Annotated in this window: 8 protein-coding genes; 2 read left to right on the forward strand and 6 right to left on the reverse strand. The window is 45.3% G+C overall.

Annotated features, from left to right (window positions below; translation table 11 throughout):
• Positions 1–5: 5 nt before the first annotated feature.
• Positions 6–605 (reverse strand): cobalt-precorrin-8X methylmutase, encoded by a 600-nt coding sequence (locus PMG25_RS19375; RefSeq protein WP_283768541.1) that lies wholly within the window; start codon positions 603–605, stop codon positions 6–8.
• Entirely contained in the window at positions 602–5,893 is a 5,292-nt protein-coding gene (locus tag PMG25_RS19380) for an AAA family ATPase (RefSeq protein WP_283768542.1), read from the reverse strand. Before PMG25_RS19380 ends, PMG25_RS19375 begins: the two co-directional genes overlap by 4 nt.
• A 319-nt stretch (positions 5,894–6,212) precedes the next feature.
• On the opposite strand from PMG25_RS19380, the gene ftsH3 reads away from it, so the two are divergent.
• The gene (ftsH3, locus tag PMG25_RS19385; protein ID WP_283768543.1) at positions 6,213–8,051 is read left to right on the forward strand and encodes an ATP-dependent zinc metalloprotease FtsH3; all 1,839 of its coding nucleotides are present in this window, start codon (positions 6,213–6,215) and stop codon (positions 8,049–8,051) included.
• 272 nt (positions 8,052–8,323) lie between these two features.
• On the opposite strand, the gene PMG25_RS19390 is transcribed toward ftsH3, so the two are convergent.
• The 4 genes from PMG25_RS19390 to PMG25_RS19405 all read right to left on the reverse strand — a co-directional run bounded on the left by PMG25_RS19390 (position 8,324) and on the right by PMG25_RS19405 (position 17,752).
• On the reverse strand, positions 8,324–8,527 hold the full coding sequence (locus PMG25_RS19390; RefSeq protein ID WP_283768544.1) for an addiction module protein: 204 nt from the start codon (positions 8,525–8,527) through the stop codon (positions 8,324–8,326).
• Positions 8,528–8,633: 106 nt separating this feature from the next.
• Complete coding sequence (locus PMG25_RS19395; RefSeq protein ID WP_283768545.1) at positions 8,634–15,752, reverse strand: DUF4114 domain-containing protein; 7,119 nt, start codon at positions 15,750–15,752, stop codon at positions 8,634–8,636.
• A 139-nt stretch (positions 15,753–15,891) separates the two neighbouring features.
• Positions 15,892–16,659, reverse strand: coding sequence for a peptidylprolyl isomerase (locus PMG25_RS19400; protein ID WP_283768546.1), 768 nt, complete (start codon positions 16,657–16,659; stop codon positions 15,892–15,894).
• Between the two features lie 157 nt (positions 16,660–16,816).
• On the reverse strand, positions 16,817–17,752 hold the full coding sequence (locus tag PMG25_RS19405) for an RpnC/YadD family protein (RefSeq protein WP_283768547.1): 936 nt from the start codon (positions 17,750–17,752) through the stop codon (positions 16,817–16,819).
• 70 nt (positions 17,753–17,822) lie between these two features.
• Between PMG25_RS19405 and PMG25_RS19410 the strand changes: the two genes are divergently transcribed.
• Positions 17,823–18,713 (forward strand): phosphodiester glycosidase family protein, encoded by an 891-nt coding sequence (locus PMG25_RS19410; RefSeq protein ID WP_283768548.1) that lies wholly within the window; start codon positions 17,823–17,825, stop codon positions 18,711–18,713.

Genomic DNA, 18,713 nt, shown 5'->3' on the forward strand with positions numbered 1-18,713 from the left:
TTCCCCTAAGCTAGATGGATCAAAGCATTAACAATCGCTGCCGCCACGGGCGATCCCCCCTTGCGCCCCTTGATCCCAATTTGGGGAACCGCCAACTGCCTTAAACGAGATTTGGATTCGACCACCGACACAAACCCCACCGGAGCGCCAATCACGAGGGCAGGCTGCACCCTCCCCTGTGCGATCGCCTCACACAGGGCTAGGAGAGCCGTGGGCGCGTTTCCGATCGCAAAAATGGCATTGGGAAACTGACGGGCTAACTGGAGCATTCCGGTCTCTGTGCGGGTTTTTCCTGGTTCTGCTTCCGGTGCTGCTTCCACAGCGATAAACAGAGGATTATTAAAGGTTTGAGCGACTAAATTGCGAATTCCCATGTTCACCATGGAGACATCGGTAATAATGGGAGACTGTTGGCGCAGAGCCTCGATACCCGACTCAATCGCCGTTGGACTAAACCAGAGCAAGTCCTTAAACTCAAAGTCGGCGGTGGTGTGAATGATGCGGCGGGCGATCGCATATTCCTGGTCATTTAAACTATGGGGGCCAATTTCGCGATCGATCGTAGCAAAGCTTTCCAGGGCGATCGGATGTTCAGACTTCTTCATCGTTGCTTCAACACCACCAAAGTAATATCATCAAACACCTTATAATCCCCAATAAACCCCCGCACATCCTCAATCACCCTCTCCCGAATCTCATAGGCTGATTGTTGTCGATGTTGTATCACCACATTACATAAACGCTCTAACCCATATTGATCCTTCCCCCCATTTGCCGCTTCCGTAATCCCATCCGTATACAGTACCATTACATCCTCAGCATTTAAATGAATATCCTGTTGACTAATAAAAGCGGCAATTTGGTCATCTAGTCCAATAGGGAATCCCAAATCCATCGTATCAATCAACTCGATCTCGCCATTAGAGCGAACCACGATCGCCTCCTCATGTTGACCGCTCAGTTGCACCCTCCCCTCGTGATAATCCAAAATTGCCAACGTCATATTTTTATCACTGTTCATCCGTTGCAAATTATCATACAATGTCTGATTCAACAAATCTAAAAACCGCACCGGATCGGTTTCATTCACCTTCTGCAACGTGCGAATCGCCGTTTGAGCCATCAGCATCAACACCCCACTTTCTAAGCCATGTCCCGTCACATCCCCAATCCCGATTTTTAGCCGCTCCCCTTGTTTGAGAACATCATAATAATCTCCTCCCACCTCATCAGCCGGTTCCATATATCCAGCAATTTCCAAACCAATAATATCCTCCAACTCTTCCGCTTTTGGTAGCACCATCTGCTGGAGCTTTTTCGCCACATCCAACTCCGAGCTTAATCGCAAATTTTCTGCCTTCAATTTTTCATTTAAAACACCAATTTCTTGATTCGCTATAGCCAACTCTGCTGTCCGTTCCTGAACCTTTTTCTCTAGATTCTGATAAATATAAGCATTTTCTAAAGCAATAGCCGCTTGTCCCGACAACAGCCTAATCATCTCTACTCGATTAGCCGTAAATGCACCCGTTGTCAGATTATTCTCCAGATAGACAATACTCACCAATTTTCCTTGATTAATCAGAGGAACACACAGAATAGATTTTGGCCGCTCATCTTGGATATAGGGATCGTTCATAAAATTACCCCTGTTAGACGCATCATTAAGCACCACACTTTCCTGAGTTCGGCATACATAATTAATCACTGTTTTCGGGATCTTTTCATACTCTTCTACCGGGATAGCTTGTAAAACCTCAATTGGACTAGAATCAACAATTTTAGACGCTTCAATTATTAACTCATCCCGATCGGAAATCAACAAATATCCCGTTTGCCCCCCCGCATTCTGGAGAATGATATACATCAAAGCACTCATTAAATTTTCCAAGACAATCTCCCCAGAAATCGCCTGATTTGCCTTCATTACTGTCGATAAATCCAAGCTAACATTAGAATCTTTTCCACTAGAAGTTCGCGTTACAGCCACCGTATTCTTCATTTGACTCTGCTTCGATAATCCTAAATCAAAAAGTTCCGGATATCTTTCTTCAAGTTGCCCCACTTTTGCCTGAGCGCCCCATAGACTATAGAGATAGTGAGCTTGTTGAAGATACAAAGAAGCAAATTGAGGCTTGTCTAACTCCAAGTAAAACTTACCGGCCAACTCATTCGCAAGAGCTTCTTCTTGAATCAAGCCATTCTCTTTCGCCAGTTGAATACTGCGGTCATAACCATTCATCACTTCTAACACCTTTCCTGTACAGCGAGCGAGTTCAGCTTCCACTAATAAAAACTTATTCAAAAAATTCTCTGGACAATTATCTGCCCATCTTTTCATCCGTACTTGATTTTGCTTGACCTTTTCCAGATAATCCATTTGGTTATTCGGATCTGCTGTAGGGTATAAAGCCAAGAAAGTCAAGGAGTGATAAAGATTTTGCTGTGCCACACCAAGGCTAATGGAAATAAACGTTAATCGTTCATTCGCTTGTTGGCAAACTTCAAGAGCCTGACTATATTGCTCATAAAGATAAAGGGTTTGGGCCTTGAAAATATAAAAATAACACAACCCCATATAACTGTTATACTGCAAGCAATCTTGCACATAATCTTCCTCTGTCTTGCGAGGGGTATCAAATACTGTAATCTCTGAACTTGAGCCAGTTAGGTTATAAAACGCTAAATAACAGCCCAATAATAAATCATAAGCAACTCGATTCCCCCGGTCTTCTGTAAAAGATAAATAAGTCTCTAAGGTTTTCTCTATCTGGTCAAACGTCTTCCCTTGACAAAACAAATTTACCCAGTCCATCATTAAGGTATATCCAGAAAAGAGAAAATCACCAGATTCTAAGCCCGCAGTAAATGCTTGATGATTCAGGATATTGGTAGAGGCTAACGGTTTATTCCAACCATTGACATAAGTGGCAAATAAATGCAGGGCTTGACACTTAAAACCACCATGGCCAAATCGCTCACCCACTTTCACCCCTGCCTCGCCAAACTTATAGGATAGGGCATAATCTTCTAAATCTGATGCGAGAAACATGGCATAACTGCCCAAACAGCAGGTTGATTCCACAATTACACCATAACTAAAGAATAAATTAACCGATTTGGCAATCACGATTCTCCACATGAGTTGATGATTGAAAAAAGTGGCGGGTAAGCTATGACATAGAAGTGTCCCGATCATTCTTTTTTCTGGGTCTTGAATTTCTGGGGCATCTTTTAATGAAAGTGCTGAATGAGTTTCTAAGTGTTGATTAACTAAATCCACTTCAATCTGGAGAGCAGCTTTCAACTCTTCTGGTGAGGCTTGACTTTCTGGAAAATATACTCCCAATAACTCTAAACCTTTCCTCGCTTCTATGAAGGCTTGAGTATACTGACCTAACATGCAATTTTGAAGGGTCAATATCCCATAAATCTCACATTTTTCTAAAATAGATTGGGTCTGTTCTAATGTTCTATATGCCCAATTCTGAGCTTGCTGAAAATTCCCACATAAATACTCAACTTCGCATCGTTCTTTATGAAGAGCAAACGTCAGGGAATAATGTTCTGTCCAAGGGTTGTCATCTAAAGCGTTAATTCCTAAATTTAAATATTCTAAAGCGCCTTCATATGCAGTGGCTAATTTTGCTCTCTGTCCAGCTTTTAGATTTAACTGAATAACCTCTATTTTCTCTTTTTTATCAATAATTTTTTCTAGACCAATATTTAAATGGCCGACAATATCAAATAATCGTTCTTCTTGTTCTTCTGCTGAGGTATTATGAAGTAAGAGTTGTCCAATCTTGAGATGAATGAGTTGTTTGTTTTCTTGAGGGATTAGTTCATAAGCAGCTTGTTGTACTCGGTCATGCAAGAAACGGTACTCTTGAATCAGTAAATCATCATCTAAATCTGATAAGGAGAGAATAAGTTCTGATTGAACAGCAGTAACTAAATCGGTAAACAAAATCTGTTTTGACTCTTCAGCTACAATGGATAGGGTCTGTAAATCAAAGTTTGCTCCGATACAGGCGGCTAGTTTTAAGGCTTCCTGAGTCTTGAGGGGTAACTTCCTTAATTTACGAATCATCAATTCAACTACATTATCGGTGATGTCTTGGCTAGAAATTTGCTGTAAGTCCCATGTCCAAGCTTGCTGATTATAGTCAAATGTGATAAAGTTTTCTGTATCTAAATCACTGAGAAATTGATTAACAAAGAAAGGGTTACCTCCGGTTTTGCTTACGATTAGTTCTCCTAATGTATGCACTTGATGAACTGCTGTTTTTAGTGTATCTTGTAGGAGATGATTAACATCTTCAAGATCGAGATTAGTCAAGGTCACTTGCTCAATAAAAGTTTCCCCTTGTTTTAATTTATTGATCAGTAAAATCAAAGGGTGATGGTCACTTACTTCATTGTCCCGATAAGCACCAATAAGAAATAAATGCTTCAGATCTTTATCGGTCACGATCAGTTCAATTAATTTTAAGGTGGCTCCATCTGTCCACTGGAGGTCATCTAGAAAGAGGACTAAGGGATGTTCTGGACTGCAACAGGAGCGAATAAAACTTTGAAAGACTAGGTTAAATCGGTTTTGTGATTCGGTTGCCCCTAGTTGATCTATGGGGGGTTGGGGGCCGATAATGAGTTCAATTTCGGGGATGACATCAATGATTACTTGTCCATTGACCCCTAGAGCGTGTAAGAATTTGGTTTTCCATTGTTCTAAGCTTTCTGGATTTTCGGTGAGCAGTTGCTGTACAAATCCTTTGAAGGCAGATACCATGGCTGAATAAGGAACGTTGCGCTGAAATTGGTCGAATTTTCCGGAAATAAAGTAGCCTTTTCTTTGGGTGATGGGTTTGTAAATTTCTTGGACGAGGGCAGATTTGCCAATCCCTGAGTAACCGGCTACGAGCATCATTTGACTGTGCTGGTCTACTTGTTCAAAGGTGGTTAAGAGTTGCTCGATTTCGTTTTGTCTGCCGTAGAGTTTTTGGGGAATTTGGAATTTGTCGGATAGGTCTTGTCTTCCTAGGGGAAATGGGTCTATTTTTCCTTGATTTTCGAGTTGGGTTAAACAGGTTTCTAGGTCGGCTTTTAATCCCCAGGCACTTTGATACCGGTCTTCGGCATTTTTAGCCATCAGTTTGCTGATGATGTCGGAGAGAATGGGGGGAATTTGGGGATTAATTTCTGTGGCCGATCGCGGTTCTCTGGCAATATGACAGTGGACTAATTCTAGCTCGTCTTGGGTGGTGAAGGGGAGTTGGTGGGTGAGCAGTTCGTAAAAGGTTACACCGAGAGAATAAAAGTCGGTGCGATAGTCGAGGGAGCGGTTCATTCTCCCGGTTTGTTCTGGGGAGATGTAGGGAAGGGTTCCTTCTAGGGTGGTGGGGTTTTTGAGCCGGGGATTTTCTTTGCTCAGTTGGGTGGAGATACCGAGGTCGATGATTTTGAGTTCTTGGGTTTGGGGGTTAAAGACGAGGTTGGCGGGATTAATGTCTTTATGAATGATATTTTCTGCGTGGAGTTGTCCGAGGCTGTCGGCTGTTTTGATGAATAGGGATAGGGAGTGATGGAGGTTAAATTCTGGTTGGTTCTCTTGCCAGGTTCTTAAGGATTCTCCCCCGAAGTCTTCGAGGATAATAACTAGGGTGTTTTTGTAGGGTTGCAGGTCGTAGGCTTTTACGACTCCGCTTAAGTGAGTTGAGTGGGTGAGTTCATATTCTTGTTTGTAGCGTCGGAGTTCTGAGGGGGTGGGATAGTCTTCTTTGAGGAGTTTAAGAATTACGGGTTGCCCGTCAGTTTCTCGGATGGCTCGATAGACTTCTGAGTTGCTGCTTTCGTAGAGTAAGTTGGGAGTTCTATAGCCAGATACAGAGAGCATGGTTTTGAGTTCTCAGAAATTTCTGGCTATTTTATCACTCTTATTCTCAAACTTGACTATTGGGGTTGAACATCCCTTAGTGTTCGGATCGGGGTAGGGTTTTCCACACGGTTTCCTGGCTTAGGCTACCTATTCATGGCGGATTCTCGGAAATGGTTTAAATGCTGCAATCCCCGTTAAACTAGGAATACAGACCGATCGCCGGTTTCTATGACTGAGCGGATCGTTCACAGTTTCGTAATATTAGTTAATATAAGATTAATAATCAAAGGCAAAACCGTCCTAATAGCCTAGAACACAATAGGAGGATCAAACCGGCGTGAACAAACGATGGAGAAATGCGGGACTCTATGCTTTACTGGCGATCGTCGTCATTGCTCTGGGAACTGCGTTGTTTGACCAACAACCCCAACCCACCCAAACCTGGCCTTACAGTCAGTTGATTGACGAAGTAGAAACGGGACAGGTAGAGCGGGTAAACCTCAGTGCTGACCGTACCAGAGCGCTAGTAACCGCAGAAAATGGCGATAAAATTCTGGTCAACCTCCCCAACGATCCAGACTTACTCAACATTCTTACTCAAAATAATGTTGATATCTCAGTTTTACCCCCTAGCGATGATGGGGCTTGGGTGCGGGCCTTAAGTAGTCTGTTCATCCCCATTTTGCTGGTGGTTGGGGTGTTTTTCCTCCTCAGACGGGCCCAGAGTGGCCCGGGATCTCAGGCGATGAACTTTGGGAAGTCCAAGGCTAGAGTGCAAATGGAACCTCAAACTCAGGTGACCTTTGGCGATGTAGCTGGGATTGAACAAGCTAAATTAGAGTTAACGGAAGTTGTAGACTTCTTGAAAAATGCCGATCGCTTCACGGCAGTGGGCGCTAAAATCCCCAAAGGTGTCCTCTTAGTGGGCCCTCCTGGAACGGGTAAAACCCTGCTGGCTAAAGCGGTTGCGGGTGAAGCAGGCGTTCCCTTTTTCTCCATCTCTGGGTCTGAGTTTGTGGAAATGTTCGTTGGAGTCGGTGCTTCTCGCGTCCGCGACTTGTTTGAACAAGCTAAGGCCAATGCTCCCTGTATCGTGTTTATCGATGAAATTGATGCCGTTGGTCGTCAACGGGGTGCAGGTCTCGGTGGGGGAAATGATGAGCGGGAACAAACCCTAAACCAGCTCCTGACGGAAATGGATGGGTTTGAAGGCAATACGGGAATTATCATTATTGCAGCAACGAACCGTCCCGATGTGCTGGATGCGGCTTTGATGCGTCCCGGTCGCTTTGACCGTCAGGTGGTGGTAGACCGTCCGGACTATGCGGGACGCTTGGAAATTCTGAAGGTTCACTCTCAGGGTAAGACCCTATCGCCGGATGTGGATCTTGATAAAATTGCTCGTCGCTCTCCTGGGTTTACGGGGGCAGATCTGTCTAACCTGTTGAATGAAGCGGCGATTTTAGCAGCTCGTCGGAATTTAACTGAGATTTCCATGGATGAAATCAATGATGCCATTGACCGGGTTCTGGCTGGGCCGGAGAAGAAAGACCGGGTGATGAGCGAAAAACGGAAGGAGCTGGTTGCTTATCATGAGGCGGGCCATGCTTTGGTGGGCGCTCTGATGCCGGATTATGACCCAGTGCAGAAGATTAGTATTATTCCTCGCGGCCGTGCGGGAGGTTTGACTTGGTTTACGCCGAGTGAAGACCGCATGGATTCTGGATTATACAGCCGGTCTTATCTGCAAAATCAGATGGCGGTGGCTCTGGGTGGTCGTTTGGCTGAAGAGATTGTCTTTGGTGATGAAGAAGTGACTACTGGTGCGTCTAATGACTTGCAACAGGTGGCGCGAGTGGCGCGGCAAATGGTGACTCGGTTTGGGATGAGCGATCGCCTGGGCCCTGTGGCATTGGGTCGCCAGCAAGGGAATATGTTCCTGGGTCGCGATATTGCTGCCGAGCGGGACTTCTCGGAAGAAACGGCGGCGGCGATCGATGATGAGGTGCGGAACTTGGTCGAACAGGCCTATCGCCGTGCTAAGGCTGTGTTAGTCAATAACCGAGCTGTTCTTGACCAGTTGGCTCAAATGCTGGTGGAACGGGAAACTGTTGATTCTGAGGAACTGCAAGAGTTATTAGCTAACAGTGAAGTGAAAATGGCGGCGATCGCCTAATTTCACCTAATTTCACGGATAGCACGTTCTGGTGCTATTCCCTAGGTTTTATCCCCCTTGATCGGCAAGGGGGTTTTTATTATTTTTGATTCTTTTGAGATCGCCTATTGTGCAACTTGGATTCAGAGCTATTTTATCAGGAGGGGGCGATCGCACCTTCACATTGACATCAAGACTCAACCCGATCTACCCAGTAATCGGGCTGACGATAGCTATGAGCCACGGCAATAATTTAAACTCTTGAGCTGCGAGGGGATCGAAAATTACATTCATTATTGATAACCCAGCACTTCTGCTGCTGGAATGCCCTTAACTCTTCCAGACTCAAAAGCGGCTAGTCTACGCTCTGCTTCATCGTACCAAATTTTATCGATCGCCTCATTTGGGTTCTCAAGACTTGAGTAGATAACATTTAGGAGCCTCATTTTATCTGAAGGACTCAGTTGTAAAACATTATCAATCAAAGATTGTTCCATAATTTGACACCTAGTCGTTTATCATTTTTGGCGATCGGCCTTTCCTCTGATTATAGCCAAAGGGCGATCGCCAGAAGTCTCCTACCGTATCGCCCAGCGCTAACTTCTACAGGAATACTTTAAGCAATTTCGCCGCATCGATCATGGAAGGAATGGCTTCTTTCACCTTCCCATCTTTGAGATAGGTGAGAGCGTCTACCAAGTCATCGACTCCATCAATCATCGATATACCAGATGTAAAGGCCTTGAAGTAGTCGCCGTTTTTGAGGGCTAAACCGGCGTTGATGGCATGTTTTCCTTCGTCAAAGCCAGCGAGATCAAAGCCGGTTCGTAAGGCTCGGAGATAGTTTCCTTCTTGGATATTCCAGGCCATATCGACCCAGGATTGACCCGCTTCAAAATCTGTGAGATTAAATCCGGTTCTCAGAGCGTTGAGATAGTTGCCATTTCCCACATCTCGCACCATACTAATCCAGGGAGTAGCATCGGTAAATCCAGTTGCCTCAAAGCCTTTGGAGAGCGCGTCTAAATATTCACCGCCTTCAATATGTTGGGCAATGTCAATCCAAGTTTCAGTTGCACCGAAATCAGCTAACTTAAATCCTGTTGTCAGCGCCTCAGTGTACTGATTATTATCAATTTGTCCAATCAGATTTAACCAGTCGTCACCATCGGGTAATTCAGTGGTAGTTAAGGCTTGGGTGAGAGTTTCGATATACTTGCGCTGGTCTATGGCTTCCATCATATTCCCCCATTCTGTAGCCAAGGAGAATGAGGTTAAACCTAAGCTTTCCTTGAGAGCGTTTAAGTAGTCTTCAGATTGAATAGATTTAGCGACATCGATCCAGTTTTCGACGGTATCAATGGCTCCGTGAAGGACGCTACCGATCGCTTGACGGCTGGTTTCCGTTGTGCCTCGCGTCGCTAGAGCAGTGGCGACAGGAGGAGAGACGAGGGAAAGAATAGACCGGAATAGGGTGTAGTCGCGATCGCCATATCCAAAACTTGGACTGTTCAGTTCGTCCACCGAAAGCGCCGTTAATTTGACTTCAGAGGCTTGGTTTTCCGACTGAATGGCATTTGAACCCAAAACCGATAAACTATGCTTCTTAAAGACATTTAAGTTGGGATAGGAAGCTAAAACTGCCCGACCTGGTAGGTATTTTTCGCCCGCCATCGACACGAGATCGCCGGAGGTAATGTAGTGGGTAGCGCTGTTGGGATTTCCGCCTTGGGTAACAAAGAGTTCGGCAGTATCACTGTCAATTCCAGGAGAATTGAACGTGACCACTTCTCCGACTTCCGTGGGGAAATGGGCGGCGATGGTTTGCGCCAAAGCACCGCCGAGACTGTGACCGACGAGATCCACGGGTTGGGTTTGGGCGGCTAACCAGGCTTGGATTTCAGCTTGATGGGCGCTGAATTGACCGTAGCCGATTCCGTCTGGGTTCGTATCTTCGATAACATCAATCAGAGTTCCATATTTCTCATCCGTGGGACTGCCTCCGGTTCCGCGCACCGAGAGGACAGGAGGTTGAGTCGGATCGTCGGGAATTAAACCGACAGCGTAGAATCCAGTGGAGCGATCGTCAATCACGTAATCTACGGTATAACCGCCGTTCACTCGCTCGCCAACCGTGAGTTTATTGCCTCCAGGACTGCTATTGTCTAAGGCGCGTTCTGGAGTGGCAGAAATCGAACCATCTTCATAGGCAGTACTGCGCGCTAAGTATTCGTACCCTTTATGATGGGCAGGGATAGCTGCCAGGGGAATTTCTGGGTCTGAGGGGTAGGAATAGTCATCAAACAGAGCTTGACCTAATGCAGTCGCATTTTCTAGTCCGGCGGCATTTAAGGCTTGAATGAAGGCGTTTTTGTAATTCCCCTCTTTTAAATCCCAAGCGGTATCGATAAAGTCTTGGTATTGGGAGAATCCAGCCGTTTTTAGTCCTGTTTCTAAGGCGGATTTATAGTTTCCGTCTTTTAAGTCAAAGGCCACATCTACCCAGGTTTTTCCTGCACCCAATCCACTGGCATTAAATGCCGTTTTTAAGGCGCTTTCATAGTCGCCATCTTTGAGGTCAAAGGCAAGATCGACTAAGGAATTGCTATTGGAGAAACCAGCATAGTTTAATCCGGTTTTGAGTGCTTTGCCGTAGCGGTTATCCGCCATATTCCAGGCAATATCAATCAGGGTATTGGCTTTTTGTTGTCCAAATCCAGCAAAGGTTAATCCGGTTCCTAATGCCCCTTTATAGTCTCCATCGATAACATCCCAGGCGATATCGATAAATTTATCGCCATTCTCAAATCCTGCCCCATCTAAACCGGCTTTGAAGATAGATTTCCAGTCTCCATCTTTCATCGACCAGGCGACATTAACTAATGTATCTGCCACAGTCTTATTGACGTTAAAATTGGACAAGGTGGCAGAAATAGCACCTTTATAGTCTTTATCCTTGAGTGCCCACGCTACCTCGACGAAGATATCAATCATTGTAGATGAGATAATAGACCCAGCAGGTGTTAGATCGAGCGCTCCATCAATTGCCGCTTTTAAGACTTCTATCCAGTCTCCATTAGCTAAGTGATAGAGGCCTTCTAAGGCACTCACTGCTGTACCGACAAGGGGAATTCGTTTGAGCAGATCTAGGACAGTCTCGACATCAATGGCATCCAGGGTACTCTTAATACCTTCTCCAATGTCTTCAATAAAACCAGCGACACTATCTGTGACTTTTTCCCAGAAGCTTTTCTTATAGCTGGCGGCTGCTTGCCGAGATTCCTGGACACGCTGCTCATTTTGGCGTTTAGCTTCTTGGTTAATGACTTCAATTTCTTCATTAATCTCCTTCAACTCAACCGCTTTCTCCTGGATTTGCGTTTGCAGCTCTGCCAGCTCCTGCTGACTTTGAACTGTGTACTCTTGGAGATCTTTTTTCAGTTGCTCGATTTCTTTTTTTAATTGTCGAATTTCCTCAGATTGGGCATCACTTCCACTATCGAGCAAGTCTTTAATTTTTTGTTCTTTTTTCTCAATTTCTTCTCGATCTTGAGTGATTTTCTCTTCCTGTTTATGTTTCTGTTCTTCGTATTCTTCTGTCAGATTTTCAAATTGACTAGCAAGTTTCTGTTGGTTGTGCTGTATGTTTTCCCATTTTGCCTTGAGAGTGTGATTGATTTCTCTTATCACTCTAATAGTGCCATGTATTCCCACAACATTTGTCTTGCGATCGTCTACCATCCAATAACGTACATATTTAAGTTCGTCGCCGCTTAATTGACTATTATGATCTGCGGTAATTCGGTTGCCATCTCCTCTGGCTTTTTCTCCATTAGGCCTACCCAATTGATAACCATATTCTCTCCTCCAATGCTCGCCAACTTCTTGAATATTATGTGACTCATGCCAAGCCCATTCTGATGTGGCTCGTTCTGTAGGTATTGCGAGGTCATTCGTCCAAGTAACGCCAGTTAACTGAGACTGGAGAGTTTCATAATAGCTGAATTGGTAAAATTCTGGCCAGTGAACTTTAGGCACATCATGAGACTTGAGGATATCTGTAACCAGCTCATAATTACTGGGTTTATAGACTTGAGCTTCGGCTTCTTTGGCGATATAAACGGCTGCGGGAATATTCAGCAGTCCCAAACCGGTTTGAGCATCCCATCCTGGCGTGTTTAGATCGGTTGCTGTATTCTTGAGAATATCCCTAACTTGAGTATAATTGAGATCCGGATTAGCCGACCACACTAATGAGGCAGCACCCGTTACTTTGGCAGTAGAAACAGAAGTTCCGGAGGCTCCATTTTTTGCAGTTCCTTGAGCCAGTAAATCGACTCCTTTGCCATAGTAATCATATTCAACATCATTGTAGCTAGAATATGCTGATCGTTCCCAATCTTCTGCTGCACCAACAACTAAGATATTATCGAATTCTTTCGTTGCTTGTCCCAAAGCGGAAAGAGAGTCTCCTTGATTCCCTGCTGCGGTGACAATCAAGACATTATTCTGTTGAGCATAAGTCAGCGCTGACCGTTCTAGAGGAGTCAGTTCGTATCGAGTGCTAACGACACCATTCGCATCAGTTTCCGTCAAATCGAAACTCAAGTTAACCACAGCATTGGGCTGTTGTGTCTCTCGCACCTGATCGACAAATTCAATCAGGGATTTTGACCATTCATTAGAACCAACAGCGCGTCCTAACCAGAGTTGAGATTCTGGATCGATACCGGCAATAACTTCGACAATATCCGTTCCGTGAGGATTGCCTTCACCCGGATTCAATAAGGGGTTAAAGTCATTTTCAATCCAGTCTTTTCCGAGGAGAACTTCGGAATTAGAAAATGTATTGACTTCTGGCGCAAATCCAGTATCAATAACTCCAACTAATGGTGTACCCGCTTTGGGTAATGGCTCTTGAGTGTTATACCATGGCTCTGGATCGGAAAAAATTTTCTGCCAAACTTCTGTTTGCATATTGGCATCATCGAGCCATGCATTCCATTCATCCGTTAGTGTTTCTAGCTCATTCTGACTCTGCTGAAACTCTTGGTTTCGCAGAGTTTCTAATTGATCCATGCGATCTTGGGCTTGCTCTGCTACTTGAGTTTGAGAAGCTTCTAACTGCTGATAGGAAGCTTCAATGCTATTGAGTTCTTGTTGGATCGATCTGAGATAATTTTGCGCCCCACTAATCGACTGGTTGGAATTTGTTTGGAGAGCATTCAATTGAGATTGGGCGGTAGATGAAATCTGATTTTTCAGAGACTTCAACGATCTGACTTGACTTTGATAATCACTGACAATTTTATCTTTTTGCTGCTGCAATCTTTGATATTGTTGTTTAATTTCATCTTCGCGATCGCCCAATTCTTTTCTTTCGATCTGTTGTCTGACATCCTCGGTTTGTCGATCGAGATCGGCGATCGCCCTATTCATGTCTGATTCAGCCGATCGCACCGAACTAGCAATGTCACCCTCAAGCTTTGCCACCTGCTTCACCAATGCTTGATGATTGGTTGATAAGGTTTGAGAAATACCAGTAACCTTATCGCCCGTTTGCTTGCGACTTTGATGAAGCTCATCTTCTAGCTCAGATAAATTGTCATTAGTTTGGTCTGTGAAGTCCTCGAGTTCTCCAAGTACCTCAGCAAACTCACCATCGAGCCGATCAATTTTTGCCTGAGTAGCCGCTTCAATATCAGACAAGTCAGTGTCCAAATTGTCTAAATTAGCTTTTCCTTGGTTGTCAACACCCTCAAATTCCTGGCCCAAGTCTTTGATGAGGTCGTTAATTAAAGTGGTAGGGAGTGTTGCTGTAAGTTCGGAAGCTTCTGGAGCTTCTGGGGTTGGTGCGGCCTCTTCTTGAGTCTCCACCACTTCCGGTTCAACTGACTCGGATGCTACTGGAGTTTCTGGAGTTTCTGGAGTAGGCGAGATCGCCTCTTCTACCTCCTCTTCTGCTTCCAACTCCGCCAACTCTAAGGCTTCTTGGGCACGAACTTCGGCGATCGCCTCATACACCTCTTCTGGGATAATTTCCCCAAGCTCTGGAGTCTCTGGAGTCACATAAGGCTTCGCATAAGCCAACAACCCCTTACCCAGATCCGACTCGCGCCAATCATACTCTGGATTAATCACTTCATCCAAATTCACCGCATTTGCTGTTGCGCCGCGCACTTGGAAAATCAAATCGTTATAATCTGTATCGGAACCGTGATGATCCACTCGCCAATCTTCCATGACAAAGGTATTGCCATCTCCGGTAACATCCGCTAGTTGTCCCAGGTGATAGGCATCTTCCGGGTTTAAGCTCGACATGGAGAACAAAGGCGCACCGAGTCCTCCCAAGGCTGGATTATCTGCTAGTTTACTAACCGAGTGTTTCGGGAGTAACATCATACCAAAGCGATCGCCTGGATTCATCGCAAATGTCTTCACCCCGCGATAGTCGCCACTGTTCCAATCTTGTCCTTCATCGCCCAAAACGCCATCAAATCTGGCTCCTTCAGTGCGATCGGATATAATCACATGACCGAGTTCTGAATTAGATAAAGCGCGAGAGGCAGCTTCTTCAATAAACGCCCCAGAATTGGGATTAATCTCTTCCAATCCCTCTAAACTAAATACAGCTAACTCTCCTTTCCACTTCCCACCGTCATAGAGGAAATCAATCCCCACTTCTCCACTGTTATCAACCGTAAATACTCCAGAGTCAAACTCTACCGGAGCGATATAGTCAAGTACCTGCTGTCCTACCTCACTGTTGCGCCAATCTTCCGCTTCCGGATCGATAACTTCATCTAACGTAACCGCTTCTCCCCTCGCACCATTAACCTGAAAGACCACATCATTGTAATCTCCATCCCTCCAGTCTTCCACTGTAAAGGTATGACCATCTCCCGTCACATCGGCAAAATTCTCATAGGTTGTATCATTCGAGAAAAATAGGGGTTTACCCGCTTCAAAGGCTTGTTCAATGGGAGTTTTAGCAGAAATCACCAAGGCAAACTGCTCCCCTGGTTTCATGGAGAAACTATCCACAAACTGATACTCACCCCGATTCCAGTCCTTCAGTTCCCCGTCCAAAATTCCCGTAAATTTCGCGCCTTCCTCACCATCAGCAATCCCTAAATTTCCTAGCGTAGAATTACTGAGAGCGCGACGCACGGCTGCCCTTTCCCAAGCTTCCGCATCTCCCTCATAGTCTTCCATCCCCTCCAAACTGAAGATGCCAATCTCACCTTTTGCGTATTTTCCACCATCAATCAAATAATCCAGATTGACCTTACCCGTCTCTCCCACCGTAAATACACCATTGGTGGAATTATAGGTAAATGGCTCAGGCTCTGGTTCGGATTCAATTTCTTCTCTGGCTTCTGTCTCCGAGTCGAGATCGGTAACTAAAGTGGTCACTTCCAGCTCTAGTTCTAACTCTGAATCCGGCTCTACATCCGGCTCTAAAGCTGGCTCTGGTTCTGCTTCTCCCTCAGTCTCAGCATAAAAGAATTCCAAGGGTTCAATGTCTTCATCGTCAATTTCATCGATAATTTCCGAGTCTTCCGAGGTGCTACTCGTCTCTTGCTCTTCAGATTCACCCGACTCTTCGAGCTGCTGCTCTTCAGGAATTTCAAACTCATCCAAGGAGTCAACCTCCAACTCCCCACTGCCCACTTCTCCCTCAAGACCCGTCACACCACTGGGTGTAAGAATTGGTTCCAAGATAAATGTTTTACCTGACAACGAATTCGATAGGAAAGATTGCTTATTTTTGCGTAAACCTTGGAACCAATTCATAACCCTGATATTAAGTAAATTGTGTATTTACGAACTATACACAAGTTAATACTTCCGTGTCAAGTTATTTTTTTGGCTCAAGATTAAGCTTGATTTGCATCGCCTTCAGTTTCTCCTTAATCCATTCCTCAAACAGGTGGGTTTGCAAGTCTCGCTTGAGCGCTCCTTCTAGGCGTGCGGGCAAAATTTCCTCCACTTTGAGCAAACAATAGCGTCCCTCAATCTGAACTGGGCCTAAAATCGCCCCAAGTTCAGCCGAGAGCGTCGCTTCACGGATTTCTGGCGGCATTTGTCCGCGAATCATGGGAGTCATTGCCCCCCCAACTTTGCCGTCATCAACAATCGAATGTTGCTTGGCCAGTTGACTAAAGTAAACATTCGGTTCTTGTAACTGCTGATACAGACTTTGGGCCATTTCTGGAGTTTCTACGACAATCCGCGAAAATACGATCCGGTCTAAGTTGGTTTGATTTTGCTCAAAATACTCCTGTACTTTGTCGCGCACAATGTGTTCTTTGAGTTCATCTTGTTTCATCCGTATCTGGATTTGCCGCTTGAATGTGGCGTAATTTAAGCCATGCTCTGATAACCACTGCTGAAAGGCTTCGGGAGTTGTGAGTTGTTGTTGCACCCGAAATTCAATCATGAATTGTTCAATTTGTTCAGTTAAGGGGTTGCCAATGCCTGCGGCTTGAATTTCTTGTTCTAAGAGATACTGTTTGGCAATTTCGACTAAAGCCGGTTGCAGTTTACCGGCATCATTGAGGTAGCCCAGACTTTTCTCCAAAGACAGAGCGGTATCATCTATGGTAATAAAGTTATCGACAGTCATGAGTTAATTTGGTATAGTACATGAAGGTACTGTAGTATACCAAAATAGAGAGGGATTGGCTCAAGAAAAACGAGAGAGATGCGTTCACGCTCTCATTGCCCCGCGATCGCCATCTCTTGGTCTGATTCAGATTGATATATTCGGTTAACGCGATCGCCTATTCTTCTGGCTCGGATTGTGGTATAAATCGGGCTAATAGCTCTTCACGAGACAATTGTAGAACCAGAGGGGTAAATTCTTCTGAAGGCAGGGCGGCTATTCGCCCTACAATAGCAGCCAGTTCTTCATCCACTTCTCCAAACCGAACCTGCAAGAGATTGGTTATGAAGCGCACAGTGGCTTGCTCTTCTCCCTCTTGCCGTCCCTCTTGCCGTCCTTCTTGCCGTCCTTCTTCGCGCAGTTGGGCGATCGCTTCTTCATAGAGTTGAGTTAAAGTCACGATTAGCTCCTCATCATCTCGATCTGCTTCTTGGTTTTGCCTGGTGGCTAAAATAGTTAAAAGCTCGTACACCAATTTTATCACATTCGCTCGCCAGCGATTCCCTTTAGGTAAGGCTTCAAGTTCTCGAATGGCTTGCTGTTGGACTCTTCCGCGTCCTAGGAGTCTCAACCATAACGTCTCAGGAGTGCGAGGGAGTTGATGAATCACTACAATCCCAGTTCTGTAGATTTCGCTTAACAGATACACTCCTGACGGCCAATTCTCTGCCTCTTTCCCATGAACTCCTTTGAGCAAATTGGGAGATGCGGTTGGGGTTAAGATCCACAACTTGGCCAGTTCATCTTCCTCTAATTTTCTGCTCTCGGTCTCTCGTTCCTGTTTCGCTTGCAGTACCAAGAGTTTCAGTAAACAAGTGCGAAAGTCATGGGCGGTTATGGGATTACGAAAGGGTTCAAAGATTGCCGGAGTTGCCGTGAGTTGCCCTAATAATCCCAGTTCACTGGCATCAAGTTCGGAGGTGGATGGGGTAAAGAAAACATCAACCTGGCGAACTTCTGAGGCAATATCTTTGCTGGTTTCTACTGTGCCAAAAGAGGAGAGCATTTCACTTAGATATTGTTTGGCAAATTGGTCATGGATGAATCTGGTCACGATCGCCGATGGTGCAAGTTGGATCAGAGCTATTGTATCAGGAGAACGATAATGGCGCTTGTGTATAACTATGATTTGGCAATCTAAGAAACTGGGGAAAATCGCCTTAATAATCATCGCCCTGTTGCTGGGAATTCCTGGGGGAATTTATGGGATTTTATTACTCTCGCGTCCGGCTCGAACTCCCTTGGTCGAGGAACTGTTTCCGGGAGTGACCTATACTCGTTTGATTCGCTCAACCCCTCGTCCGTTGGTGATTCATCAAGTCAAAATTGATTTAAGTACGGCTCAAATGCAACCCTTGGTCACTCCAGGCGATTCGCAAGCTGATGGTATGGAAATTAGCGCTCGCACGACTTCGGAGTTTGTGCGGGAATTGGGGGTACAGTTGGCGATCAATGGCAGTTTTTTCTATCCGTTTGAGGCGAAGTCCCCTTGGCAAGTTTATCCTGAATCGGGCGATCGCGTGCGAATTTCTGGCCAGGCGATCGCCAATGGGATCGAATATTCCCCAGTCAATGGGGGTTGGCCGGTTCTGTGTTTCCTCTCTTCTCCTCGCGCAGTCATTCCCGGTAGCGATGCTTGTCCCCCAGATACGCAACAGGGAATTGCTGGAGGCACTATTTTAATTTGGGATGGGGAAGCGGTTCCCTTAAGTTCGGGGTCATTTTATGATGATGCTTATCCTCGGACGGCGATCGGATTGGATGCATCGGGAACTCAGGTGTTTATTCTGGTCGTAGATGGCCGTCAACGGTTTTATAGTGAGGGGATGGCTTTACCAGAATTACAAGCGCTGTTTGTGGAATTAGGAGTAGAAACGGCCTTAAATTTAGATGGCGGTGGATCAACCACTTTGGTGGTTGCCGATCCTCATCTTAGGGTTCTTAATGCACCCATTCACACTCGTATTCCCCTGCGTCAGCGTGCGGTGGGCAATCATTTGGGGTTTAAAGACTGA

It is taken from the genome of Roseofilum capinflatum BLCC-M114, assembly GCF_030068505.1.
Classification (GTDB): Bacteria; Cyanobacteriota; Cyanobacteriia; order Cyanobacteriales; family Desertifilaceae; genus Roseofilum; species Roseofilum capinflatum.